24 protein-coding genes and 1 tRNA gene are annotated in these 23,434 nt (G+C 69.6%); 5 read left to right on the plus strand and 20 right to left on the minus strand.

Annotated elements, in window-relative coordinates; all coding sequences use genetic code 11:
* Positions 1-125 precede the first annotated feature (125 nt).
* Positions 126-752 (minus strand): hypothetical protein, encoded by a 627-nt coding sequence (locus AB0F17_RS61025; protein ID WP_358045024.1) that lies wholly within the window; start codon positions 750-752, stop codon positions 126-128.
* Entirely contained in the window at positions 749-1,585 is an 837-nt protein-coding gene (locus AB0F17_RS61030; RefSeq protein WP_358045027.1) for a hypothetical protein, read from the minus strand. Before AB0F17_RS61030 ends, AB0F17_RS61025 begins: the two co-directional genes overlap by 4 nt.
* Positions 1,586-1,817: 232 nt before the next feature.
* On the opposite strand from AB0F17_RS61030, the gene AB0F17_RS61035 reads away from it, so the two are divergent.
* Together AB0F17_RS61035 and AB0F17_RS61040 are read left to right on the plus strand one after the other, a co-directional pair.
* The gene (locus AB0F17_RS61035) at positions 1,818-2,144 is read left to right on the plus strand and encodes a DUF2625 family protein (RefSeq protein ID WP_358045030.1); all 327 of its coding nucleotides are present in this window, start codon (positions 1,818-1,820) and stop codon (positions 2,142-2,144) included.
* Between the two features lie 114 nt (positions 2,145-2,258).
* Positions 2,259-2,504 carry a helix-turn-helix transcriptional regulator gene (locus AB0F17_RS61040; protein WP_358045032.1) on the plus strand — a complete coding sequence of 82 codons (246 nt, stop codon included), beginning with the start codon at positions 2,259-2,261 and terminating at the stop codon, positions 2,502-2,504.
* A 304-nt stretch (positions 2,505-2,808) separates the two neighbouring features.
* On the opposite strand, the gene AB0F17_RS61045 is transcribed toward AB0F17_RS61040, so the two are convergent.
* The 4 genes from AB0F17_RS61045 to AB0F17_RS61060 form a co-directional block, all read right to left on the minus strand.
* Positions 2,809-2,881, minus strand: a tRNA-Ala gene (locus AB0F17_RS61045).
* A 149-nt stretch (positions 2,882-3,030) separates the two neighbouring features.
* Positions 3,031-4,551, minus strand: a complete 1,521-nt coding sequence (locus tag AB0F17_RS61050) for a von Willebrand factor type A domain-containing protein (RefSeq protein ID WP_358045035.1) — start codon at positions 4,549-4,551, stop codon at positions 3,031-3,033.
* Between the two features lie 94 nt (positions 4,552-4,645).
* Positions 4,646-5,149 carry an isoprenylcysteine carboxyl methyltransferase family protein gene (locus tag AB0F17_RS61055; RefSeq protein WP_358045038.1) on the minus strand — a complete coding sequence of 168 codons (504 nt, stop codon included), beginning with the start codon at positions 5,147-5,149 and terminating at the stop codon, positions 4,646-4,648.
* Positions 5,146-6,201, minus strand: a complete 1,056-nt coding sequence (locus AB0F17_RS61060) for a 3-oxoacyl-[acyl-carrier-protein] synthase III C-terminal domain-containing protein (protein ID WP_358045041.1) — start codon at positions 6,199-6,201, stop codon at positions 5,146-5,148. Before AB0F17_RS61060 ends, AB0F17_RS61055 begins: the two co-directional genes overlap by 4 nt.
* A gap of 6 nt (positions 6,202-6,207) precedes the next feature.
* On the opposite strand from AB0F17_RS61060, the gene AB0F17_RS61065 reads away from it, so the two are divergent.
* Positions 6,208-7,182, plus strand: a complete 975-nt coding sequence (locus AB0F17_RS61065) for a helix-turn-helix domain-containing protein (protein ID WP_358045044.1) — start codon at positions 6,208-6,210, stop codon at positions 7,180-7,182.
* Between the two features lie 6 nt (positions 7,183-7,188).
* Here AB0F17_RS61065 and AB0F17_RS61070 read toward each other — a convergent pair whose 3' ends face one another.
* Both AB0F17_RS61070 and AB0F17_RS61075 read right to left on the minus strand, forming a co-directional pair.
* Positions 7,189-8,280 carry a class I SAM-dependent methyltransferase gene (locus AB0F17_RS61070; protein ID WP_358045047.1) on the minus strand — a complete coding sequence of 364 codons (1,092 nt, stop codon included), beginning with the start codon at positions 8,278-8,280 and terminating at the stop codon, positions 7,189-7,191.
* 86 nt (positions 8,281-8,366) lie between these two features.
* Complete coding sequence (locus AB0F17_RS61075) at positions 8,367-8,900, minus strand: helix-turn-helix domain-containing protein (protein WP_358045050.1); 534 nt, start codon at positions 8,898-8,900, stop codon at positions 8,367-8,369.
* Between the two features lie 81 nt (positions 8,901-8,981).
* Here AB0F17_RS61075 and AB0F17_RS61080 point away from each other — a divergent pair, with 81 nt between their 5' ends.
* Positions 8,982-9,692, plus strand: coding sequence for an SDR family NAD(P)-dependent oxidoreductase (locus tag AB0F17_RS61080; protein ID WP_358045053.1), 711 nt, complete (start codon positions 8,982-8,984; stop codon positions 9,690-9,692).
* Here AB0F17_RS61080 and AB0F17_RS61085 read toward each other — a convergent pair.
* From AB0F17_RS61085 to AB0F17_RS61095, 3 genes are all read right to left on the minus strand, one after another.
* The gene (locus tag AB0F17_RS61085; RefSeq protein WP_358045055.1) at positions 9,680-10,072 is read right to left on the minus strand and encodes a DUF3224 domain-containing protein; all 393 of its coding nucleotides are present in this window, start codon (positions 10,070-10,072) and stop codon (positions 9,680-9,682) included. The two genes, AB0F17_RS61080 and AB0F17_RS61085, sit on opposite strands and share 13 nt — an antisense overlap.
* A 36-nt stretch (positions 10,073-10,108) precedes the next feature.
* A complete protein-coding gene (locus AB0F17_RS61090; protein ID WP_358045057.1) occupies positions 10,109-10,837 on the minus strand; it encodes an LLM class flavin-dependent oxidoreductase in 729 nt (242 codons plus the stop codon).
* Between the two features lie 90 nt (positions 10,838-10,927).
* Entirely contained in the window at positions 10,928-12,130 is a 1,203-nt protein-coding gene (locus AB0F17_RS61095) for an FAD-binding protein (protein ID WP_358045060.1), read from the minus strand.
* 117 nt (positions 12,131-12,247) lie between these two features.
* Here AB0F17_RS61095 and AB0F17_RS61100 point away from each other — a divergent pair, with 117 nt between their 5' ends.
* Entirely contained in the window at positions 12,248-12,592 is a 345-nt protein-coding gene (locus AB0F17_RS61100) for a PLDc N-terminal domain-containing protein (protein WP_358045063.1), read from the plus strand.
* Here the strand turns inward: AB0F17_RS61100 and araA are convergent.
* The 9 genes from araA to AB0F17_RS61145 all read right to left on the minus strand — a co-directional run bounded on the left by araA (position 12,589) and on the right by AB0F17_RS61145 (position 23,329).
* Positions 12,589-14,043: an L-arabinose isomerase gene (araA, locus tag AB0F17_RS61105; protein WP_358045066.1), complete on the minus strand. Its 1,455-nt coding sequence runs from the start codon at positions 14,041-14,043 to the stop codon at positions 12,589-12,591. The genes AB0F17_RS61100 and araA overlap by 4 nt on opposite strands.
* A complete protein-coding gene (locus tag AB0F17_RS61110; RefSeq protein ID WP_358045069.1) occupies positions 14,040-14,687 on the minus strand; it encodes an L-ribulose-5-phosphate 4-epimerase in 648 nt (215 codons plus the stop codon). The genes araA and AB0F17_RS61110 overlap by 4 nt, the downstream gene beginning before the upstream one ends.
* A complete protein-coding gene (gene araB / locus AB0F17_RS61115; RefSeq protein ID WP_358045072.1) occupies positions 14,684-16,330 on the minus strand; it encodes a ribulokinase in 1,647 nt (548 codons plus the stop codon). The genes AB0F17_RS61110 and araB overlap by 4 nt, the downstream gene beginning before the upstream one ends.
* Positions 16,331-16,372: 42 nt before the next feature.
* Complete coding sequence (gene yjfF, locus AB0F17_RS61120; RefSeq protein WP_358045075.1) at positions 16,373-17,356, minus strand: galactofuranose ABC transporter, permease protein YjfF; 984 nt, start codon at positions 17,354-17,356, stop codon at positions 16,373-16,375.
* On the minus strand, positions 17,353-18,366 hold the full coding sequence (locus AB0F17_RS61125) for an ABC transporter permease (RefSeq protein ID WP_358045078.1): 1,014 nt from the start codon (positions 18,364-18,366) through the stop codon (positions 17,353-17,355). The genes yjfF and AB0F17_RS61125 overlap by 4 nt, the downstream gene beginning before the upstream one ends.
* Positions 18,363-19,886, minus strand: a complete 1,524-nt coding sequence (locus AB0F17_RS61130) for a sugar ABC transporter ATP-binding protein (protein WP_358045081.1) — start codon at positions 19,884-19,886, stop codon at positions 18,363-18,365. The genes AB0F17_RS61125 and AB0F17_RS61130 overlap by 4 nt, the downstream gene beginning before the upstream one ends.
* Before the next feature lie 61 nt (positions 19,887-19,947).
* Positions 19,948-20,925: an ABC transporter substrate-binding protein gene (locus tag AB0F17_RS61135; RefSeq protein WP_358045084.1), complete on the minus strand. Its 978-nt coding sequence runs from the start codon at positions 20,923-20,925 to the stop codon at positions 19,948-19,950.
* A gap of 74 nt (positions 20,926-20,999) precedes the next feature.
* A complete protein-coding gene (locus tag AB0F17_RS61140) occupies positions 21,000-21,983 on the minus strand; it encodes a LacI family DNA-binding transcriptional regulator (protein ID WP_358045131.1) in 984 nt (327 codons plus the stop codon).
* 338 nt (positions 21,984-22,321) lie between these two features.
* Positions 22,322-23,329, minus strand: a complete 1,008-nt coding sequence (locus AB0F17_RS61145) for a LacI family DNA-binding transcriptional regulator (protein ID WP_358045087.1) — start codon at positions 23,327-23,329, stop codon at positions 22,322-22,324.
* Between the last annotated feature and the right edge of the window lie 105 nt (positions 23,330-23,434).

The raw sequence follows: 23,434 nt of genomic DNA on the forward strand, positions 1-23,434 counted from the left end.
CTCATTGTTACATCACAATTACGGAAAGTGATGGCCATTCGCATGCCTTCGCCCTGGCGCCTGCCCGGACGGCGAGGCACCGCAGAGTGCCAGCCATCCCCCGCCGATCAAGCCCCTTCCGCCCACTAGCGAGAAGCGCTGGGAGGCGAAACCGATGGTGGCCCGAGCGACCGCACCCTGATCTCGCCGAGCGTGGCGTGGCTGGCTCGGATGTCGGAGATCAACACGTATGCGACCAGCAGTAGTCCAAGGCAGAGGGCGTCGGCGGCCCACCAGGGGATCTCGGCGAGCAGCAGATAACCGTCGCTGTCGCTCAGCGACCTGATCACCACCGTGACCGCGGCCACCAGCACGGTGACCATCAGCCAGCTCCGCAACCGCGGCAGATTCCCCTTGTTCCACAGCCGGATCCGCCAGCTCATGAACACGGTGAGCACACCGAGCAGAGCACAGAACCCGATCAGCCACCAGGGCAGGGCGAAGGCGGTCTGTTCGGCGATCTGCGCCTGCGTGGTGCGGAGCTCGGCCTCGGCCTTCTGCTTGGCCACCACGGCGGCGTCGAGCTGCTTCTTCAGCTGGGCCACACTCTTCTCCTGGCGCACGGGCGGCGAGGAGACGTCCGTCGGCAGCATCCGCGCCACGACGGTCAGCATGATCGCCACGAAGGACAGCGCCAGGACGATGGCCATGAACAGGTCGATGAAGCGCAGGTCGAGCGGCGGTGCGAACGATCGGGCGGGACGCTTCCTCACTGGTCCCTCACCAGGGTGTACTTCTGCGGCCGGCTCTCGGCGGCGCTCAGCCGCTCCACCGCGGTGCGCAGCGCGTCCAGGCCCTTGACCAGCTCCTCGGTCCTGCCTCTGGACTGGGCCAGCTCCTGGGTGAGCCCGTGCATGGCGGGCGCCGCCTGCTTCGCGGGCAGACGCGCGATATAGATGAGGAACACCTCATCGGCGGCCACCACGCTGGCCCGCTCCGCCCGCTCGGTCAGGGCCATCGCACCGAACGCGAGCACGCTCAGGAACAGCGCGATCAGCGTGACGCCGAACGCGGACGCCAGCTCGGGCAGTACGTGCTGCTTGAGCGCGGTGATCAGCACGCCGGGGTCGCCCTGGCTGTCCAGGGCGTTCGAGAACGCGCTGACCATCGCGGCCATCGTCAGCGCGGTGCCGATGAATCCGAACACCGGCAGCGCCCAGATGAGCGCGTGGTCAAGGTGGTGCTTGTTGGCCATCTCGCTGTCGTCCAGCGCGGACCGGGCGCTCAGCACCGCCTCGCAGTCGTTCCCGGCCTCGGCCGCCTCCTTGAACAGCTTGAGCCGCCGCCCCACCAGCGTGTCCTCGGTCGGCTTCACCGCCTGGACGTTCGCCACGGCCCGCGCCGTCGCGGCGCTCTCCCGCCGGATGTCCGGTACGGCCCTGACGATCCTGAGCACGGTGGTCAGGAACACCGCGAAAATGAGCGTGACCACCAGCTCCGCGGCCGCCGGGGCCGTGGTCGCGCCCACGGACTCCAGCAGCGATCCCACCACTCCGGCCACCAGCAGCAACGCGGAGAGCACCAAGCCCACCACAGGCGCGAACACCGTGTGACGCCAACCGTACCTTGACACCCTTTAACCCCACTCCGGCACACAAACTGTCAAAGGTCCACCTAAGCACACGTAGAGCAATTATTGGTTACGGTGAGGTCAGGTTGGCTTCCTGAGCTTCGATCGCAGTGACGGCACTTTCCGGGCCAAGGGCTCTCGCCTGCCCAAGCACATGACGGCTCTCGTCCGCGCCCGGCCCGGACGTGAGCGGTGCGACGATGTGCGGATGCGGGAGCTCAGTGAACTGATCGACGGGGACGATCCGGCGTGGCCGGTGTTGCAGGAGGAATTCGCAACCACATCCGTGCCGCTGAAGGTGCTTCCCGGCGACCCTGATCAAGGTCGTTCCTGCTTGTTGCAGCTCCAGGTCAGTGTGGAGTCGTATCTCGGTGCACTGGCTCTGGCAAGCGCTGGAGATGGGATACGGCACGTGGGTGACTCAGTGCCATTCTGCTTGTCGCCGGGGACAAGATCCGTGAGCAGCCCGCCGCTCCCGACCACTGGTACGGCAAGGCCATCCGGCAAGCTGAAGAGCTGTACCAGACCTACCTGATCGAACGCGCCGAGGAGGAAACCCGATGACCAGCTTCAAGAAGTGGAGCGATGTCCGCGAGGAGCATGTCGCGCGCGCGCTGGAGGAGAGGAGGAACTGGCCAAGACCCGGCGCATGATCGAGGCGTACGTGCACGCCTGGCATCTGGCCGAACGGCGCAGGAACGGCGGACTCACGCAGTCCGACGTGGCCGAGAAAATGGGCGTGACCAAGATGCGCGTGTCCCAGATAGAGAACGGCGACGTCACCTCGGTAGAAGTGCTGGCCCGCTACATCGAGGCCATCGGCGGACGACTGGAACTGACCGCCACCTTCGACGACGGCACCTATCGCATGGGCGACGCGACCGCGGCCATGTGACCCGATCAGGTTCTTGAACGCTCCCCAGTTCTCCATACATGCTCACTGGGGGCGGCTTCATAACCCGCGATCTCGGGCCCTTGCTGATCAAGCGGCCCTTCCAGCGGCTACCTCGAACACTCACGCCGCCGGGCGGCAAGCAAGCCCTTCAGGAAGGGCGATAGCAGCATGCGCAGGCGAAGCCTGCGCCCAGATAAGGGCGTCCGAGCGCAGCGAGGCCCTCCAGGGGTCGGGACCAGGCCCGACTGGAAAGAGCGTCTGAGGCCCTTGAGCGCGAAGCGCCCCGATGAAGCCCTTTGTTGAGTGGAGCTATGGGGATTCGAACCCCAGACCTCCTCCATGCCATGGAGGCGCGCTACCAACTGCGCTATAGCCCCTCGAACCGTCCATAAGTCTATCCGACTCCAGCCCCACCCACGTCCCAGCCCGCCGCCCACAGGCAACGGGCCGCTTCCGAAGAAGCGACCCAGCCTGCGGAAAGCGACCAGCCAGAAGAGCGGCCCAGCCGGCAGTACGCCGACAGTGGCTACCCGACCGAGCGGGCCTTGTCGATGAGTCCCGCCAGTTCCGTCACCATCGGGTCCTCCGCCGCCCCGGCCAGCCGCCTCGCGTGATCCCGCAGTGTCGGCAGGTCCATCCCGAACGCCTCCCGGTCCCGCATGTAGACCGCGAAGGCCGCCGCCACCACGTCCACCTGCAGCCGCATCGGCGCCTTCTCCCACACCGACTCGGTCAGCGCGCCCACGTCCACCGCCTTGCTCGCCTCGGAGGGGTTCCTGGTGTCGGGGTCCTGCCAGCGTACGGTCGCCTGGGCCAGTTGCCCCCTCGCGCCGGACTTGAGCCGTACCGCGTAGAGAGCCGTGACCGAGTGGCCGGGGCCGACCTCGCCGCCGTCGCGGCTGTCGTCGCGGAACTCCTCGGTGGTCAGGGCCCGGTTCTCGTATCCGATGAGCTGGTACCCCTCCACGACCGACGGGTTGAACACGACCTGCGCCTTGGCGTCGCGCGCCCGCAGTTCGATCGTGGCCGGGAGCTGGGCGGCGAAGACCTTGTCCGCGTCCTCCTGCGTGCTGACGTAGACGGCGGCGCCGTCGCCGTTGTCGGCCAGTTGTTCCATCAGTTCGTCGCCGTAGTCCCGGCCGACGCCCACGGTCAGCAGGGTGACCTGCCGGCCGGCGTACTCCTTGACCCGGTCCAGGATGGAACGCCACTCGGTGCTGCCCTGGTTGGCCAGGCCGTCGGAGAGCAGGATGACCCGGTTGGTGGCCGCGGGGCGGAACGCCTTGGCCGCCTCCTCATAGCCGGTGACCAGCCCGGACTCCAGGTTGGTGCTGCCGGCCACGGCCAGTTGGTCCACCGCCGCGTGCAGTTCGGAGCGCGCGGCCAGCGGCGTCATCGAGGCCAGTACCTTGGCCTCGTCGCTGAAGGAGACGATCGACACCTGGTCGCCCGGCGCGAGCTGGTCGATCAGCGTGTGCAGGGACTGCTTCACCAGGTCGAGCCGGCCGGGCTCGGCCATCGAACCCGACACGTCGACCACGAACGTGAGGTTGGCGGGCCGCCGCGCCGCCGCGTCGGAGCCGCGCGTCTGCAGCCCGACGCGCAGGACGGCCTGGTTGCGTGACGGCATCCTGGCGCCGTCGACGTGTACGGTGAACCCGTCGTCGGACGGCTGCGCGTAGTCCTGCCGGAACGCGTTGACGAACTCCTCCGGCCGGATCTGCCCCGGTTCGGGCCAGCGTCCTTCCTGGAGGGTACGGCGGGCATAGGTGTACGAAGCGGTGTCCACGTCCAGGGCGAACGTCGAGATCTGCGCCGCGGACGTGTCCTTCTGCGTCTCCGGAGAGGCAGACGCCTGAGACTCGGACTGTGACTTGGCATCCGCGGGCGGCTTGCCCCCGGATGTGGCCGACGCTCTTGGTGCTGCGGGACCGGTAGCGGGCGCCCGCGCGGCGGAGTCTTCGTGGGTTCCCCCCGAGCCGCCACAGGCGGCCAGTGTCAGGAGCCCAACAACCCCGACACTGGCTACTAAAGGACGAAATTTCATCGCAACCACCTCCGGCCCTATGACGGCTCCCGGAAATGGCGTGGCCGGGCCGGTGACGCAAGCGAGCGCAAACCGCGATCAACACGTGATCCGCTCAGCCGGCCAGCGCCGCCTCCTCCACCCAGACCCGGACCGCGAGCAACACCCCGTTCACCAGCGTGAACACCAGCGCGGTCAGCCAAGCGGTGTGTACGAGCGGCAGCGCCACCCCTTCCGCCACCACGGCCACATAATTCGGATGACGTGACCATCTGTACGGCCCGGCGCTGACGAGCGGCATCCCGGGCACCACGACGACACGCGTGTTCCACTGCCGGCCCAGGGCGGCGATGCACGACCAGCGCAGCCCCTGGGCCAGCAGGACGATCGCGAGCATCGGCCAGCCGAGCACCGGGATGAAGGGCCGGTCGAACAGCCACACCTCGGCCGGACAGGCCATCAGCAGACCGGTGTGGGCCAGGACGATCCAGGGATAGTGCCGCCTGCCGTACTCGATGCCGCCCTTCGATCTGGCCCAGGCCAGGTTGCGGCGGGCCACGGCGAGCTCGGCCAGCCGTTCGGCGGCGACCAGCCCGATCAGGATCGTGTAGGGACTCACCAGTGCAGCAGGAGCAGTTCGGCCGAGAAACCGGGCCCGAGGGCGAGGAGCACGGCCGGCTGACCCGGACGGCCGTGCGTCTCCTGTAGGACGTGCAGGACGGAGACCGACGACATGTTCCCGTGCTCACGAAGTGACCGCCGCGTGACCTCCAGAGCCGAGGGTTCCAGGCCCAGCCGCTCCACGATCTTGTCGATCACCTTCGGGCCGCCCGGGTGGCAGATCCAGGTGCCGACCTGCTCCGGGGTGAGCCCGTTGTCGGCGAGGAAGCTCCTGATGTCACCCGCGAGCACTTTCTCCACGAAGCCGGTGAGCTCGGCGTCCAGGATGAGGTGGAAGCCTCTCTCGCTCACCTGCCAGCCCATGAGGTGCTCGGTGCCCGAGTACAACCTGCTGCGCGTGGCCACCACCTCCGGGCCCTGGCCGCGTCCCACCGCGACGACGGCCGCCGCGCCGTCGCCGAACAGCCCGCTGGCGACCAGGTTCGCGATCGAGGTGTCCTCGCGCTGGATGGTCAGTGAGCACAGTTCCACGCAGACCAGCGCCGCGACCTGTTCGGGCCAGCCGCGCAGGTAGTCGTTCAGCCGCGACAGACCCGACGCTCCCGCCGCGCAGCCCAGCCCGAACATCGGCACCCGTTTGACGTCCGGCCGCAGCCCCACACGCTGCATCAGCCGCGCGTCCATGGACGGTGTGGCCAGGCCGGTGGTCGAGCAGAACACCAGGTGATCCACCCGCCACGGGGATACGCCCGCCTTGTCCAGCGCGCCGCGGAGCGCCCGTTCGCCCAGATCGAGCGCGATCTCAAGATAGATGTCGTTGGCGCGACCGAACGAGTCGAGCTTGGCGTAGTCGTCCAGCGAGAGCGCCAGATTCCGGCTCTGGACGCCGGTGGCCTCGTGGAAACGTTCGAGCTGGTCGTGGTCGGCCTCGGTCAACCGGGAGAATGCCTCGGTGATCTCCGCCTGCGCGTAGCGGTAATCGGGCAAAACGGTCTGTACCCCCGAAATATGCATATATCTCTTCTGCCGCTGAGAGGGGCGGGCTAACATGCGGCCATGCTCATGCCCGTACGCGCTGGACTGCCGAGTGTCGCCGTGCTCGCGTTCGATGGGATGTCGCCGTTCGAGCTGGGGTGTGTGGTGGAGATCTTCGGGCTTCCCCGGCCCGAACTCGGCGTGCCCTGGTACGACCTCAAGGTCTGCGCGGAGACGTCCCAGCCGCTCCGGGCGGTCGGCGGGTTCACGCTGCAGGCGGCGCACGGGCTCGACGCGCTGGTCTCGGCCGACACTGTGATCGTCCCCGGCGTGGCCGACGTACGCGGGCAGGTCTCCGGCGAGCTCGTCGCGGCGCTACGGCTGGCGCACGATCGGGGCGCGCGCATGGTGTCGATCTGTTCGGGGGCGTTCGCGCTGGCCGCCGCCGGGCTGCTCGACGGGCGCGCGGCGACCACCCACTGGAAGTACGCCGAGCTGCTCCAGGAGCGCTTCCCCAAGGTGTCCGTCAACGCCTCGGTCCTGTACGTGGACGACGGCGACGTGCTGACCAGTGCGGGCAGCGCGGCCGGGCTCGACCTGCTGATCCACCTGATCCGCGGCGACCACGGCCCGAACGTCGCCAACGCGGTGGCCCGCCGCCTGGTCGTCGCGCCGCATCGGGAGGGCGGGCAGGCGCAGTTCATCCAGGCCGCGGTGACGCCGGTCGAGGACGACGACGCGGTGGCCAGGGCGATGGCCTGGGCCATGGACCACCTGGCACAGCCGATCAGCGTCGGAGACCTGGCCAGGGTGGCGCACATGTCGGAACGCTCGTTCATCAGGCACTTCAAGCGGCAGACGGGCACGAGCCCGCTGCGCTGGGTGATCTCCCAGCGGGTGGCGGCCAGTCTGCCGATGCTGGAGGGCACGGCCGCGCCGGTGGAGGAGATCGGGGCCGCCGTGGGGTTCGAGAGCCCTGTGACGTTCCGGCACCACTTCACCCGCGCGATGCGTACGTCGCCTTCGGCCTACCGGCGCGCCTTCAGCGACGCTTGACCAGCTTCAACCCACCGCAAGCCGCCACAGAGACGTCACCTCGGCGGCCCGCGCGGCGCTGAGCGGATCGGTGTCATCCGACGCGCGCCGATGACGCGGCCGGGTGTCGATCCGGTCCGCGACGCGCAGCCCCGCCGCGTCGAAGGCGGCCATCAGGTCGGCGCGGGACCGCAGCCCCAGGTGCTCGGCCAGATCCGACATCACCAGCCAGCCCTCGCCACCCGGCTCCAGGTGATCGGCCAGGCCGTCGAGAAAACCTTGGAGCATGCGCCCGCCGGGGTCGTACACGGCCTGGTCGAGCAGCGACGACGGCTTGGCGGGCAGCCAGGGCGGGTTGCACACGACGAGCGGCGCGCGACCCGGCGGGAACAGGTCGGCCGCCACCACCTCGACCCGATCGGCCAGGTCCAGCCGGGCCAGGTTGTCGCGGGCGCAGGCCACCGCGCGCGGGTCGAGATCGGTGGCCACGACCCGCTCGACGCCCCGGTTGGCCAGCACCGCCGCCAGAACGCCGGTGCCCGTGCCGAGGTCGAAGGCCAGTCGCTTGTCGGGCAGGGGCGCCTGAGCCACCAGATCAACGTATTCGCCGCGAATCGGGGAGAACACCCCGTAGTGCGGATGGATCCGGGCACCCAGCGCCGGGACCTCGACGCCCTTCTTCCGCCATTCGTACGCCCCGATCAGGCCGAGCAGCTCGCGCAACTGGCCCACCACCGGGCCCGCCGCCGGGCCGTAGACCTCCTCGCACGCCTGCCGTACGTCGGGAGCGCGGGTGAGCGGGATGAGGTGGCCTTCGTCGTACGGGATCAGCAGCATGCCGAGCGTGCGCGCCCGCTGACCCTGGGCCTGGCGGTATTGGTAGAACGTGGCGCCGGGATCGGCCGGCTTGCACCGGCGGCCCATCGCCTGGAGCAGCTGGCGGGCGTTCTGGAAGTCGCCGCGCCACAGCAGGGCGGTGCCCTCGCAGGCCAGGCGGTAGGCGGTGTCGGCCTTCGTCCGGTCGTCGGCGATCACCACGCGCTTGGGCGGCGGCGCGCCCAGCGCGGAACGCCACGGCGCCGAACGTTCCTCGCCCGCCTCAGTCCATCGGATCGTCATCAGACTCCGACCGTTTCATGGACGGCCGTCGATGGCGAATCGGTCCGCCGGAAGCCCCGCGACGGCCGTCCTGTGCGCGCGGGACTCTAGCCCGCCCGAGAGACGGCCTTCAGGGCGTCGAGCATCAGCGTGAAGTGGCGTCGCCACTGGCTCGGCGCGGCCTCGGCCACGCGCGAGTTGGCCATCATGAAGAACGCCAGGTCGAGCGGCCCCACATCGGCCCGCAGCACCCCGGCCCCCTGCGCCCGCGCCACGAGCCGCTGGATCAGCTCATTGATCTCGGCCCCGTCGTCCTGGTGGGACAGGCAGGCCAGCTCGGTGAACGCCCGGTCGGCGGCCTGCAGCTCACACGTACGCTCCAGGAACCCCGCCAGCCCCCGCCACGGGTCGTCGGCGGCGAGCGACTCGCGGGCCAGGTCGGCCCAGGCCCGCGTCTTCTCCTCGAGTATCGCGTCGACCAGGTCACCGCGCTGGGGAAAGTGCCGGTAGAGGGTGCCGATCGCGACGCCCGCCCGCCGGGCCACGGCCTCCAGCGGCGCGTCCACGCCCCGCTCGGCCAGCACCTCATGGGCGGCCGCGACCAAGGACTCACGGTTGCGCTGGGCGTCGCGGCGGATCACGCCGCCCATCCTACCGAAGTCGAGGCATGCCCTCATGTTTCTGCTAACCTGAGGATCACCCTCGACTTAAGGAGTTCGGACATGAAGATCGCGATCGTCGGCGCGGGGCCCGGTGTCGGCTTGGCGGTGGCCCGCAGGTTCGGCCGGGAAGGGTTCGACGTGGCGCTGACCGCCCGGGATGCCGGACACCTGGCCGCGCTGACCGGTGAGCTCGCCCGTGACGGCGTCGTGGCGTCGGCGCATCCCGCCGACCTGACCGATCCCGCCTCCCTGACGACGGCCCTCGATCGTGTCGGCCCGGTCGACGTCCTCGTCTACAACGGCGCCGGCGTCGCCGGCTCCCGTACCTCGGCGCTGGACGTGACGCGGGAGAGCGCGCAGGACGCCTTCGACGGGGCGGTGCTGGGCGCGGTCACCGCCGTCCGCGCGGTGCTGCCCGGGATGCTCGAACGCGGCTCCGGCACGCTGCTGTTCACCTCGGGCATCTCGGCCGTCCACCCGATCGACTTCCTGGGCAACATCGGCATCGCCGTGGCGGGGCTGCGTAACTATGTCCTCGCCCTGGCGCAGGCGGTGTCGAGCCGTGGCGTCCACGTGGGTCACGTCCCCATCGGCGCCGCCATCGCCCCGGGCTCTCCGGCCGCCCCCGAGGCGGTGGCCGAAACCCACTGGCGCCTGCACACCGACCGGGACCGCAACGAGGTGATCCTGGGCGACCTGGCGACGGTCCAGGCCGCGATCAACGGGCTGAACACCGCCCCGGCCTCGCCCCCGCCTGCTCAGAGCCGGTAGTCGAAGACGTACGAGTGCGAGCCGTCGGAGGCGATGAGGATGTCCAGCTCACCCCTGAGGCCGCTCAGCTCGCCGGTCCCGGAGTCCGGTACGACCGCGACGCGCAGCGACTGCTCGCCCTGGTCATCCACCGCGAAGTGCTGGAACACGAAGCTGCCCGACCTGCCGTCCAAGCTGCCCACGACCCGTTCCATCGCCACGTACGCCCGCGAGTTCTCCACCGGGGTCCCCGCCACGATCAGATGGACCACGCTGGTGCCGGTCAGGTCGCCGTGGAAGGTCTTACCCATGGTGACGTGGCCGAGCGAGACGCCGTCGGCCTCCTCGTACGGGGGCTGGGCGTTCCAGTCGGCGGTGTCGAAGGTTCCCTTTGCTGTCATGCGTCCCATGGTGACGGGGATACCTGTCAGGAACGGTCAGGTACCGCTGAGTCTGGCCACAACGGGGGCGAAGTCGTCCATGGACCCCACGGTCACTGTCACGTACGAGATGCCGAGCTTGTCCCTGCACTTCCGCAAGGTGTCGGCCATCTGGTCCGCGGTCCCGGTGAGCACTCCGGCGCCCTGGTACGGGCTCTCGCCCGCGACGGCCAGGCCCATGCTGAGCTCCAGGTGGTCGTAGCGGTCACCGGCCAGCTCGTAGAGCTCGTCCAGCATCGCGGCCACCTGCGCCTCGGCGCACCACGGCGGCAGCCGGAGAGCCACCGTGTCGGCCTTCTCGGCGGCCACCTTGAGCAGCCCGCTGCAGGACGCGGCGATCAGGATCGGCACGTCGCGTACCGCGGCGGCGGTCCTCGCCAGTCGCCTGACCTGCTCGGCGGGCGTGTCGCCCGTCACCGGCGGGGCCGCGCCCAGGCCCAGCTCGAACCGGCCGCCGCTGAACGCGCGTAACCCGGCCGTCTCCCGCGCCACGCTCTCCGGCGTCCACGAAGGACCGTTCACGACGTACGTCCCGACGCGCAGGGTGGTCGTCGCGGCGGCGACGACGCCCGCGGCGGCGAACGGAGACAGCGCACCCGGCACATGGTCGGGCACCAGCAGTGTGTCGAAGCCGCGGCCCTCCGCGCGGCGGCCCAGCTCGCCCCAGCCGTCGGGATGGAGATCGTGACCGGCGACGGCGCCGAATCTGAACGGGTGCGTGGTCATGCTCCTACGATCGGCCACCGGCCCCGGCGAGACATCGTCCCCGAGACCGGTGATCCACTACCCCGCCGGGCGCAAGCCCGGCCGGCCCGCCTACTCCCCCAGCAGTATCCGCACGAAGTCGTTGCGGAACTTGCCCGCCGGGTCATAGCGCCCCACCAGGTCACGGAAGCGCTCCGGGCACGACGGCCACCGGGTGAACAGCTTGCCCCAGTGCGGCCGGGGATCGAACGGCGCCAGCCGCTCCTCGACCAGCTCGATCACCGGCAGCACCGCCGCCGTGTCCTTGACCCAGGTGAAGTGCACGCCCACCGTGTCGCGGCCGTTGTACGGGCTGAGCCACAGGTCGTCGGCGGCGATCGTGCGTACCTCGGAGATCTGCAGCACCGGCCTGACGCGGTCGCCGATGGCCCGCAGCTCGCGCAGCGCCTCGGCCGCGCGCGCCCTGGGGAGCAGGAACTCCGACTGCAGCTCGTCGCCCGCGCTGCTCGGCGGCGAGTCGGCCCGGAAGTGCGGCAGCCTGTCGTACCACGGCCCGGGCACGCCGAGCTGCTCGGTGCAGCTCCCGGCCGGCATGCCCGGCACCGGATGGCGGGGGCCGTCGGCCGCGCGGGTGCCGTGCCAGTCGCCGGCGGGCAGTTCGGTGCGGCGCTTGAGCCACACGCGGGTGGACAGCCAGTCGGTGAACAGGCTGACGCTGTATCCGGCCGACATGACGGCCTCGAAGTCGAAGTCGTCGGGCAGGTCCTCCCGGACGTACTGGCGCAGTTCGAAGGCGGGTACGAGGTCGAGCGTGACCGAGGTGACGACGCCGAGCGCGCCGAGCGCCACGACCGCGCCGGGGAAGTCGGCCTCACCCCGCCGGAGGGTGGTCAGGGAGCCGTCGGCGGTGACGAGGTCCAGCGCCGCCACGGCCGCCGACAGGCTCTGGTTGCCGCCGCCGGAGCCGTGCGTGCCGGTCGCGCACGAGCCCGCCACCGAGATGTGCGGGAGCGAGGCCAGGTTGCCGAGCGCGAACCCGTTCGCGTGCAGGACGGGCGCGAGCTCCGCGTACGTCGTCCGCGCCCCGACCCGCACCCGCGCCGCGGCGCTGTCGATCTCCACCTCGGACGGCAGGCGGTCCAGGGTGACGAGGTCGCCCGTCGTGTCGGCGACGTCGTTGAAGGAGTGCCCGCTGCCTAATGCCCGGATGGTGGCCGTGCCGGCGACCAGGTTCTGAAGCTCGTCGAGGGTGGAGGGATGGTGGACGGTTTTCCCCTGAAAGGCGATATTTCCCGCCCAATTCTTCAGCGTCACCGCTTTACCCTTCCATACCTCTTGTCGGCGCCGCGAGCGGGCGCTAGTTTCGAGTGCCGCGACGAAAGCGCCGACGACAAAGGCGTTCCTGACGAGGGCGTCGCCAAGGAGAATTCCGTGCTCTACCTGTCCGAGGCTCTCGGCCTGGCCACGATGGTGCTCTGGCTGTACTGCCTGTTCGACGCGATCACCACGCCGGAAGAGGCGTGCCGCAACCTGCCGAAGATCCTCTGGGTGCTCGTCGTGCTGCTGTTCCCGCTGGTCGGCTCCGTGATCTGGCTGGTGGCCGGGCGGCCGCAGGCGGTCCAGGCGGCGCGGCCGACCGGGTTCCCCGAGTACGACCGGCCGGGGCCCGCGACCACGACCAACCCCGACGACGACGAGGAGTTCCTGCGCCGCCTCCGGGAGCGAGCCGAGGAACAGCGCAAGAACGCCCCGAAACCACCCGACGAAGACGCCTAGAAGCCCTGCGCCAGCCGGTAGTACGCCTGGTTCCAGCGCAGTTCCTTGGCGAAGCTGCGGGCCGTCGTGTCCGCGTCGATGATCAGCAGTTCGACGCCGAGCATGTCGGCCAGGTCCGTCAGCTCCTCGGCGCCCACCGCCGTCGAGAGCACCGTGTGGTGCGGCGCGCCCGCGGTCAGCCAGGACTCGGCGGAGGTACGCAGGTTCGGGCGGGGCCGCCAGACCGCGCGCGCCACCGGCAGCTTGGGCAGCGGGTGCGGCGGCGCGACGATGTCGATCTCGTTGGCCACCAGCCGGAACCGGTCCCCCATGTCGGCGAGCCCGACGACGATGCCGGGCCCCGGCTCGGCGTCGAACACCAGCCGCACCGGGTCCTCCCGGCCGCCGATGCCCAGGGGGTGGATCTCGCAGGTCGGGGTGCCCGTGGCGATCGACGGGCAGACCTCCAGCATGTGCGCGCCGAGGATGAGCTCCTCGCCCGGCGTCAGGTTGTAGGTGTAGTCCTCCATGAACGAGGTGCCGCCCGGCGCCATGGCCTTGAGCGTGCGCAGCAGCACCGAGGTCTTCCAGTCGCCCTCGCCGCCGAAGCCGTACCCGTCGGCCATCAGCCGCTGCACTGCCAGGCCGGGGAGCTGGCGCAGCCCGCCGAGGTCCTCGAAGTTCGTGGTGAACGCGCGGAACCCGCCCGCCTCCAGGAAGCCGCGCAGGCCCAGCTCGATCCTGGCGGCGTAGCGCAGCGACTCGTGCCGCTCGCCCAGCAGCTCCGGCGCCACCCGGTAGAGCTCCGCGTACTCCTTGACCAGCGCCGTCACGTCCGCGTCGGAGGCGGCGTCCACGACCTCGACCAGCTCGTTGACGCCGTAGGTGTTGACCGAGACGCCGAAGCGGAGCTGCGCCTCGACCTTGTCGCCCTCGGTGACGGCGACGTCGCGCATGTTGTCGCCGAACCTGGCGAGCTTGAGCGTGCGCACCTCCGCCAGGCCCGCCGCCGCCCGCGACCAGGCGAGCACCCGGTCGGCCACGAACGGGTCGCTGACGTGCCCGGCCACGGTCTTGCGCGGCACGCCCAGCCGGGTCTGGATGTGGCCGAACTCACGGTCGCCGTGCGCGGCCTGGTTGAGGTTCATGAAGTCCATGTCGATGGAGCTCCACGGCAGTTCGACGTTGGCCTGCGTGTGCAGGTGCAGCAGCGGCTTGCGCAGCGCGTCGAGCCCGGCGATCCACATCTTGGCCGGGGAGAAGGTGTGCATCCAGGCGATCACGCCGGCGCACGAGTCGTCCGCGTTGGCCTCCAGCATCACGCGCCTGATCGCGGCCGCGTCGGTGAGCACGGGCTTCCACTCGACGGTCACCGGGAGGGCGGCGGCGATCCGCTGCGACTGCTCGGCGACCTGGCGCAGCGTGTCCTCGCCGTACAGCCCCTGGCTGCCGGTCAGAAACCAGATGTTCAACGCGGGCTCCTCTGTCCGTAGACGTTCTGATAGCGGTCGTACAGGCGGTCGATGTCGTCCTGGGGGATGGCCAGCGGCTCGCCGAGCTGCCGGGCCACGTGCACGGTACGGGCGACGTCCTCGCACATCACCGCCGCCTTCACCGCCGCCTTGGGGGTGGGGCCGATGGTGAAGACACCGTGGTTCTGCATCAGTACGGCCCGCGAGCGGTGTCCCTTGAGCGTCGCCACGATGCCCTGGCCGATGGAGTCGTCGCCGATCAGCGCGAACGGCCCGACCGGGATCTCACCGCCGAACTCGTCGGCCATGGCGGTCAGCACGCACGGAATGGCTTCACCGCGCGAGGCCCAGGCGGTGGCATAGGTGGAGTGGGTGTGCACCACCCCGCCCACCTCCGGCATGACGCGGTAGACGTAGGCGTGCGCGGCGGTGTCGCTGGACGGCGCGTGCTCACCCGCGACCAGGTTGCCGTCGAGGTCGCACACGACCATGTTCTCCGGGGTCAGGTCGTCGTAGGAGATCCCGGACGGCTTGATGACGAACAGGTCCTCGCCGGGGATGCGTCCGGAGACGTTCCCGGCGGTCCACGCGACGAGGTTGTTGCGCACCAGTTCGGCGTGCAGGTCGCAGACCGTCTTCCTCATGCGCTCGCCTCGTTCCTGATGGCGCGCAGCTTGTGCAGCATTCGTCCGTCCCCGAAGTAGTCGTGCAGTGTGCGGTATTCGGCGTAGAGCCGGTCGTAGGCGTCGGCCCGCTCAGCGTCGGGCACGTAGGCGTTCTCCTGCCGCGCGCCCATCGCGGCCGCGGCCTGCTCGATGTCGTCGTACGCGCCCGCCGCGACGGCCGCGTGGATCGCCGAGCCGAGCGCGGGGCCCTGCTCGGAGACGATGACCGAGAGCGGCCTGCGCAACACGTCGGCGTAGACCTGCATGAGGAAGCGGTTCTTCAGCAGGCCGCCGGCCACCACGAACTCCGCCACCGGCACGCCCGACGCCTCGAACGTCTCGACGATCACCCGGGCGCCGAACGCGGTGGCCTCGATGAGCGCGCGATAGACGTCCTCGGGCTTGGTGGCCAGGGTCTGGCCGACGATCACGCCGGACAGGTCGTGGTCGACCAGCACCGAACGGTTGCCGTTGTGCCAGTCGAGCGCGACCAGGCCGTGCTGCCCGACCCGCTGCGCGGCGGCCAGCTCGGTCAGGTAGTCGTGCACCGACTGGCCCCGGTCCGCGGCGAGCCGCGCGTACGAGGCGGGCACGGCGTTGTCGACGAACCAGGCGAAGATGTCGCCCACGCCCGACTGTCCCGCCTCATATCCCCACAGCCCCGGCACGATCCCGTCGCGGACCACCCCGCACATGCCGGGCACCTCGGCGAGCTGGTCGGACGGCATCACGTGGCAGGTGGAGGTGCCCATGATCGCGACCATCTGGCCGGGCCGGACCGAGTCGGCCGCGGCGGAGGTGACGTGCGCGTCGACGTTGCCGACCGCGATCGCGATGCCCTCGGGCAGCTTGGTCCATTCGGCGGCCTGCGCGGTCAGCCGCCCGGCGAGCCCGCCCAGCGGCGACAGCTCCTGCCCCAATTTGCCGACAAATCCGGAGAAATCGGGGTTGAGCGCGGCCAGGAAGTCTTCGGAGGGGTAGCTCCCGTCCTGAAATATGCCTTTGTATCCGGCGGTGCAGACGTTGCGCGTCTCGACCCCGGCGAGCTGCCAGATGATCCAGTCGGCCGCCTCGACCCATCGCTCGGCCCGGCCGTACGTCTCCGGGTCCTCCTCGAGCAGTTGCAGGCCCTTGGCGAACTCCCACTCCGAGGAGATCTTGCCGCCGTAGCGCGGCAGCCAGCTCTCCCCGCGCCGGGCGGCCAGCTCGTTGATGCGGTCGGCGTGCGCCTGCGCCGCGTGGTGCTTCCACAGCTTGGGCCAGGCATGCGGCCGCTCGGGCGTCAGGAAGCAGAGCGGCGTGCCGTCACGGGTGGTCGGCAGCACCGTGCACGCGGTGAAGTCGGTGCCGAGGCCGACGACCTGCGCCGGGTCGATCCCCGCGGCGGCCACGGCCTCCGGCACGGCGGTGCGCAGCACGTCCAGCCAGTCCTGCGGGGACTGCAGCGCCCAGTCGGGTCCCAGCCGGATCTCGGAGCCGGGCAATCGCTCCTCGATGACGCGGTGCGTGTACTCGTGCACGGCGGTGCCGACCTCGGCGCCGTCGCCCACCCGCACCACCACGGCGCGGCCGGACAGCGTGCCGAAGTCGACACCGATCACGTAGGTGTTGTTAGCGTTCACATAATCTCCCTTGGATCCGCCACGACAGGGTCGCCCCGGAGGTCAGGTTCGGCGTGCCGAGAATAGGCGCTGAAGCAGGATGAAGACGAACAGCAGGAGGCCGATGAAGATCTTGGTCCACCAAGAGCTCAGCGTGCCCTCGAAACTGATGACCGTCTGAATCAGGCCCAGGACCAGCACGCCCAGCACGGTACCAAGCAGGAATCCTGAGCCGCCGGTCAGGAGGGTACCTCCGATGACGACCGCCGCGATCGCGTCGAGCTCCATGCCGACGGCGTGCAGACCGTACCCGGAGAGCATGTAGAACGACAGCAGCACCCCGCCGAGCGCCGAGCAGAACCCGCTGATCGTGTAGACCGTGATCTTCGTCCGGGCCACGGGCAGGCCCATCAGCAACGCGGACTGCTCGCTGCCGCCGGTGGCGTAGACGGAGCGGCCCAGGCGCGTGTAGTGCAGCACGTACGCCGCCACCAGCACCACCACCACCGCGATGATCACGCTCGGCGAGATCCACAGGTCGGCGAACAGGTCGATCCTGGTCTGCGCGAACGCCGTGAACGTCGGGTCCTCGATGGGGATCGAGTCGGTGCCGATCGTGTAGCACAGCCCCCTGGCCAGGAACATCCCGGCCAGCGTGACGATGAACGGCTGGATCTCGAAGGCGTGGATGATGTACCCCATCACCATCCCCAGCGCGGAGCCGATGAGCAGCACCAGCGGGATCACCAGGTACGGCGGCCACCCGGGCCCCTTCATCAGGCTCGCCGAGATCATCGTCGACAGCGCGACCACCGAGCCGACCGACAGGTCGATCCCCCCGGTGAGGATCACGAACGTCATGCCGACGGCCACGACCAGCAGGAAGGCGTTGTCGATGAAGACGTTGAGTATCACCTGCCCGCTGGCGAAGCCCTCGTAGCGGATGCCGCCCGCGACGAACATCGCCACGAACAGGCAGGCGGTCACCAGGACGGGCACGTACTTGGCCGGGATCGTCCTGAGGCCGTTGAGCGTCACGGTCGTCATGCCGTCACCCGGACCTTCTCCTCCGCCGCCGGGCTGGGCGGCACGGCTCGGCGACGCCGGCCGAACACCTTCTCGCGGAACGACTTCGACTGGATGAGGCAGACCGCGGTCACCACGAGCGCCTTGAACAGCAGCGTGGTCTCCGGCGGCACGCCGATCGAGTAGATGGTGGTGGTCAGCGTCTGGATGATCAGCGCGCCGAGCACGGTGCCGCCGAGCGAGAAGCGCCCGCCCGACAGCGAGGTGCCGCCGATGACCACGGCCAGGATGGCGTCGAGCTCGACCCAGAGGCCGGCGTTGTTGCCGTCGGCGCTGGACACGTTCGAGCTGATCATCAGCCCGGCGACGCCGGCGCAGAGCGCGGCGAACGCGTAGACCATGATGATGATGCCGCGCGACCGGATGCCGGCCAGCCTGCTGGCCTCGGCGTTGCCGCCGACCGACTCGATCAGCATCCCGAGGGCAAGCCTGCGGGTGAGGAACAGGGTGATCGCCAGGACCACCGCGACCAGGAGGATGCCGAAGGGCACGGTCAGCCAGTAGCCGCCACCGATGATCTTGTACGCGGGGCTGTTGATGGTGATGATCTGCCCGCCGGTGATCAGCTGGGCCAGGCCGCGCCCGGCGACCATGAGGATCAGCGTGGCGATGATCGGCTGAATGCCGACGACCGCGACGAGCAGGCCGTTCCACGCCCCGAGCAGCACCGACAGGCCGAGCGCCAGCACCACGGCGGTGAACACGCCGGCGTCCTGGCTGATCTGCAGGCAGGCCAGCGCCCCCGAGATCGCCACCACCGAGCCGACCGACAGGTCGATGCCACCGGTCGCGATGACCAGCGTCATCCCGAGCGACACCAGGATCAGCGGGGCGCCGAACCGCAGGATGTCGATCAGGCTGCCGTAGAGGTGGCCGTCGCGCATCTGGATCGAGAAGAAGTTCGCGGTGAAGAACACGTTGACGAGGAGCAGCACGGCCAGGATGACGGCCGGCCAGAGCAGGCGTCTCATTCGGCTCGGCCTCCGCTCGCGCCGCCACTTGCAATGGTCTCCATGAGCACGTCCATGGTGAGGTCGTCGTCGTTGGGCAGCTCGGCGACCAGCCTGCGGTCGCGGAGGACGCCGACCTTGTGGCTGAGCCGCAGCACCTCCTCCAGCTCGGCGGAGATGAACAGCACCGCCATGCCGCCGTCGGAGAGCTGGGCGACCAGCCGCTGGATCTCGGTCTTCGCGCCGATGTCGATGCCGCGGGTGGGCTCGTCGAGGATGAGCAGCCGGGGCTCCAGGATCAGCCATCTGGCCAGCAGCACCTTCTGCTGGTTGCCGCCGCTGAGGTCGCGTACGAGGTGCTCCGGGTTGGGCGGGCTGATCTTCAGCGCGGTGATGTACTTACCGACCAGCTCGTCCTGCTGCTCACGCGGGACCGGCCGAGTCCAGCCCCTGGTGGCCTGCAGGGCCAGGATGATGTTCTCCCGGAGCGTGAGGTCGGGGATCAGCCCGTCCGACTTGCGGTTCTCCGAGCAGAACGCGATCCGGTGGTTCATCGCGGCACGCGGCGTGCGCAACGAGACGGCCGTGCCGTCCACGGTCACGTCGCCGGCGCTCGCGTGGTCGGCGCCGAACAGCAGCCGCGCGATCTCGGTACGGCCCGAGCCCAGCAGCCCGGCCAGCCCCACGACCTCGCCCTCGTGGACGGTCAGCGTGAACGGCTCGATCGCCCCGGCCCGGCCGAGCCCGCGCGCTTCGATGAGCGACCGGTCGAACACCTTGGCCTCGCCGTGCAGCTTCTCCAGCGCGGCGAGCTCCTGGCCGATCATCTTGGCGACCAGCTCGATCTGGCTGAGCTCCTTGGTGAGGTATTCGCCCACCAGCCGCCCGTTGCGCAGGATCGTCATCCGGTCGGAGATCTCGTAGACCTGGTCGAGGAAGTGCGACACGAACAGGATCGCGATGCCCTCCTCCTTGAGGCTGCGCATCACCTTGAAGAGCTGCTCGACCTCGACCGCGTCGAGGCTGGAGGTCGGCTCGTCGAGGATCAGCACCCGAGCCTCGATGTCGATGGCCCGCGCGATGGCGACCATCTGCTGGATGGCCGGCGAGTAGGTCGACAGGGGCGCCGAGACGTCGAGGTCGAGCTCCAGCCGGGCCAGCAGCTCCGCGGCCCGGGCCCGCATCCGGGGCCAGTCGATCCGGCCCCAGTGGCGCGGCTCGCGGCCGACGAAGATGTTCTCGGCGACCGAGAGGTTCGCGCAGAGGTTGACCTCCTGGTAGACCGTGCTGATGCCGGCCCCCTGCGCCGCCAGCGGGCTGCCGAACGCGACGGGCTCGCCGAGCAGTTCGATGGTGCCGGCGTCGATGGGGTGGACGCCGGTCAGCACCTTGATCAGGGTGGACTTGCCCGCGCCGTTCTCGCCCATGAGCGCGTGCACCTCGCCCGGCAGCAGTCGCAGGTCCACGCCGTCGAGAGCCTTCACGCCGGGGAACTGTTTGCCGATTCCGCTCATCTGCAGGATCGGCGCGGGTACGGCCATCTCGGCGCCCCTCTCCTCCTCTTGGGAGTGGGCCGGCCGCGCGGGCCGGCCCGGTCAACGGTCAGTACTGGCGGTTGGGCAGCGCGGCCTTGGCCTGCTCCTGGTTGAACGCCGTCTCCTCCGTGATCACACGGGCCGGTACGGTCTCGTTCTTGACGACCTTCTTGGCCAGGTCCATCAGCTGCGGGCCGAGGAGCGGGGAGCACTCGACGATGTAGTTGATCTTTCCGTCGGAGAGCGCCTGCATGCCGTCCTTGACGGCGTCGACCGTGATGATCTTGATGTCCTTGCCGGGCACCTTGCCCGCGCCCTCGATGGCCTCGATCGCACCCAGCCCCATGTCGTCATTGTGCGCGTAAAGGACGTCGATGTCCGGAGTGGACTTCAGGAAGGCCTCCATGACCTCCTTGCCCTTGGCCCTGGTGAAGTCGCCGGTCTGCGAAGCGACGATCTTGAACTTGGGATCGGCCCCGATGACCTCCTGGAAGCCCGACTTGCGGTCGTTGGCGGGGGCCGAGCCGGTGGTGCCCTGCAACTCGACGATGTTCACCGGGTCCTTGCTGTCCTTGTACTCATCCACCAGCCACGTGCCGGCCTTCTTGCCCTCCTCCACGAAGTCCGAGCCGAGGAAGGTCTTGTAGAGCGTGGTGTCCTTGGAGTCCACGGCCCGGTCGGTGAGGATCACCGGGATCTTGGCGTTCTTGGCCTCTTTGAGCACCGTGTCCCAGCCCGACTCCACCACCGGCGAGAAGGCGATGACGTCCACCTTCTGCTGGATGTAGGAGCGGATCGCCTTGATCTGGTTCTCCTGCTTCTGCTGGGCGTCCGAGAACTTCAGGGTGATGCCCGCGGATTTGGCCGAGTCCTGCACGGACTTGGTGTTCGCGGTGCGCCACCCACTCTCCGCGCCGACCTGCGAGAAGCCCATAGTGATCGCGCCACCGCCCGACGCGGCACCGCCCCCGCCACTGCCACCGCATCCGCCCACCGCCATCGCGGTGAGCCCGGCGAGCATCAAAGCCGAGATCCTCTTCAACACGTGGGGTCCCTTCTGGTGTGAGCGCTAACATCGAACCGCGTCGTGTCAGCGCCGCCCTGTCTTTCGTGTACGGGCTACCGCCGGGCCGTACTGGCCCGGGGAATGAGCGAGGGCGGGACCACGAGGCGTTCGCGCTCGTGGGAGCCTTGGCCCTCGATCTGCCGAAGGAGCACCTCGATGCTGTGCCTGCCCACCGCGCCGAAGTCCTGCCTGATGGTGGTGAGCGGCGGCGAGAAGAACTCCGACTCGGGGATGTCGTCGAAACCGACGACGCTCACCTGATCAGGCACTCTCACCCCCTGCTCGGTGAACGCCCGCAGCACGCCCAGCGCCATCTGATCGTTGGCGACGAACACCGCTGTGACGTCCTTCATGCTCGCCAGACTGCGGCCCGCCTCGTATCCCGAGCGTGGGCTCCAGTCTCCGGCGAGCGGCTCCGGGGCCGGACGGCCCGCCTGCTCCAGCGCGGCCCGCCACCCGGCCACGCGTCCCTCGGCCTCCAGCCAGTCGGAGGGGCCGCGGATCTGCCAGACCGTCTCGTGTCCCAGGGAGAGCAGGTGCTCGGTGGCCAGCCTGCCCCCCTCGACCTGGTCCACGCAGACGACCGAGGCCTCGCCGGCCTCGCCGCCCTCGACGGCGACCGTGGGCACCCCGAACGGGAGCTCGGCCAGCGCCTGGGCGGCCGACCGCTGCGGCGCGACCACGACGATGCCGTCGACGCCCTGATCCGTCAGGTAGTCGAGGGCGTCGTTGACGCCGAGCTTGTCGATGGACTTGAGGCTCACGATGCTGACGAAGTAGCCGGCCGCCCGGGCCGCCTGCTCGATGCCGTAGACCGTGCTGGCCGGGCCGTACAGCGTGGTGTCGAAGCTGACGACGCCGAGTGTCCTGGAGTGCTTGGTGACAAGAGCGCGAGCGACGAGGTTGCGGCGGTAGCCGAGCTTGTCGATCGCCTCCTGCACTCTCGCGCGAGTCTCGCTGCGCACGTTGGGATGCTCGTTGAGCACGCGTGAGACCGTCTGGTGCGATACCCCGGCCTCTTTGGCCACGTCGGCCATGACCGGCGGGCGACGCCCCTGGGTCGATCCCACTGCGTGCTCCCTTCCTGGCTTGGCATGACTGTGAACGTTAACAACAGGTCTCGTCAAGGGGTCGTCCGATTACGGTCGCGTCACACGAGGCCTCTTGACGTCGCGGCGCGATCCTCTTAACTTGGCGACCGTCCTGGTTGTGAACGCTCACCCGAAATGTTAACGCTAACATAGCTGAGGAGTCCCTAGCCATGCCGCGAACGGTGTTATCCGCGCTGATCAGGGGCCCGCGAGCCGGGTGACCTTCGTCCAGCTCACCAAGAGCCGTGCCCGGGCGGGGACCTGCCCTTCCCGCCCGGGCACGTTCACGACGACGACGCGGTGGAGTCGCGGATCACCAGCTGGCAGGGCATGCGGTGGACGCCCGGCGTGGCCCGCCCGTCGATGGCCGCGAACAGGTGCTGGGCGGCCGTCCTGCCGAGGAGCTCCAGGTTCATGTCCACGGTCGTCAGGGCCGGGCGCGTCTCGGTGGACAGCACCTCCCAGTTGTCGTAGCCGATCACCGCGATGTCGTCGGGCACCCGCCGCCCCCGCTCGCGGGCGCCCTCGACGAACCCGGCCGCGATCTGGTCGCTGCCGCAGAACACCGCGTCGATCTCCGGCTGTGACATCAGCAGCATCTCCGCCGCGTGCCGCCCCCACCGCTGCGACCACGCCCCCCAGAGCGCCTCCCCCGCCTGCGCGAGACCCGCCTCACCCAGCGCCAGCTCCACCCCTTCGACGCGGTCGCGCGCCGCCTTGTAGTGGGCGGGCCCGGTGACGTGCGCGATCCTGCGCCGGCCCAGCGCCACCAGATGCTGTACGGCCATCGCCGCCCCGCCCACGTCGTCCGGCACGAACGACACGTCCTCGGGATCCTCGGACGGCCCGTAGGCGTACACCACGGGAACCGGCAGGTCCCTGCTGACCGAGGACCGCGGGTTGGTGCTCTCGCCCACCACGATCAGCCCGTCGACGCGGCGCGACAGCAGCGCGCGCAGGTGGTGCTGCTCCCTGATGGCGTCGCCGCGGGCGTCGCAGAGCAGCACCGCCATCTCCCCGGCGCCGAACGCGTCCTCCGCCCCGAGCAGCACCGGTATGCCGAACCGGCCCGCGCTGTCGGAGGTGAGCAGCCCGACCGTGCGTGTCTGCCCGGACAGCAGCCCCCTGGCCAGCGCGTTCGGCTGGAAGGCGAGCTCCTCCGCCGCGGCGAGCACGCGCTGCCGGGTCGAGGCCCGCACGTCCTGCCGTCCGTTGAGCGCCTTGGAGGCCGTGGCGATCGACACCCCTGCCAGGGAGGCCACGTCGTTGATGGTCGCGCGCCTACCTGCCATATTTTCGAAACCCTTTTCAGTCACCGATATCTGGGTCAAACCCTAACACCCATTGACAGGCCCGGATGTTTCTTCTACGTTTCCGAAAACCTTTCAGTTCACGGG

The sequence above is a fragment of the Nonomuraea sp. NPDC026600 genome (assembly GCF_040638335.1).
GTDB lineage: Bacteria > Actinomycetota > Actinomycetes > Streptosporangiales > Streptosporangiaceae > Nonomuraea.

Bases quoted from the DNA above. Each gene is read 5' to 3' on its own strand.
- AB0F17_RS61035 (WP_358045030.1), top strand. From the start codon at position 1,818: ATGCGGGAGCTCAGTGAACTGATCGACGGGGACGATCCGGCGTGGCCG.
- AB0F17_RS61040 (WP_358045032.1), top strand. From the start codon at position 2,259: ATGATCGAGGCGTACGTGCACGCCTGGCATCTGGCCGAACGGCGCAGG.
- AB0F17_RS61050 (WP_358045035.1), bottom strand. From the start codon at position 4,551: ATGAAATTTCGTCCTTTAGTAGCCAGTGTCGGGGTTGTTGGGCTCCTG.
- AB0F17_RS61060 (WP_358045041.1), bottom strand. From the start codon at position 6,201: ATGTTAGCCCGCCCCTCTCAGCGGCAGAAGAGATATATGCATATTTCG.
- AB0F17_RS61065 (WP_358045044.1), top strand. From the start codon at position 6,208: ATGCTCATGCCCGTACGCGCTGGACTGCCGAGTGTCGCCGTGCTCGCG.
- AB0F17_RS61070 (WP_358045047.1), bottom strand. From the start codon at position 8,280: ATGACGATCCGATGGACTGAGGCGGGCGAGGAACGTTCGGCGCCGTGG.
- AB0F17_RS61080 (WP_358045053.1), top strand. From the start codon at position 8,982: ATGAAGATCGCGATCGTCGGCGCGGGGCCCGGTGTCGGCTTGGCGGTG.
- AB0F17_RS61085 (WP_358045055.1), bottom strand. From the start codon at position 10,072: ATGACAGCAAAGGGAACCTTCGACACCGCCGACTGGAACGCCCAGCCC.
- AB0F17_RS61090 (WP_358045057.1), bottom strand. From the start codon at position 10,837: ATGACCACGCACCCGTTCAGATTCGGCGCCGTCGCCGGTCACGATCTC.
- AB0F17_RS61110 (WP_358045069.1), bottom strand. From the start codon at position 14,687: ATGAGGAAGACGGTCTGCGACCTGCACGCCGAACTGGTGCGCAACAAC.
- yjfF (WP_358045075.1), bottom strand. From the start codon at position 17,356: ATGACGACCGTGACGCTCAACGGCCTCAGGACGATCCCGGCCAAGTAC.
- AB0F17_RS61125 (WP_358045078.1), bottom strand. From the start codon at position 18,366: ATGAGACGCCTGCTCTGGCCGGCCGTCATCCTGGCCGTGCTGCTCCTC.
- AB0F17_RS61130 (WP_358045081.1), bottom strand. From the start codon at position 19,886: ATGGCCGTACCCGCGCCGATCCTGCAGATGAGCGGAATCGGCAAACAG.
- AB0F17_RS61140 (WP_358045131.1), bottom strand. From the start codon at position 21,983: ATGGCCGACGTGGCCAAAGAGGCCGGGGTATCGCACCAGACGGTCTCA.
- AB0F17_RS61145 (WP_358045087.1), bottom strand. From the start codon at position 23,329: ATGGCAGGTAGGCGCGCGACCATCAACGACGTGGCCTCCCTGGCAGGG.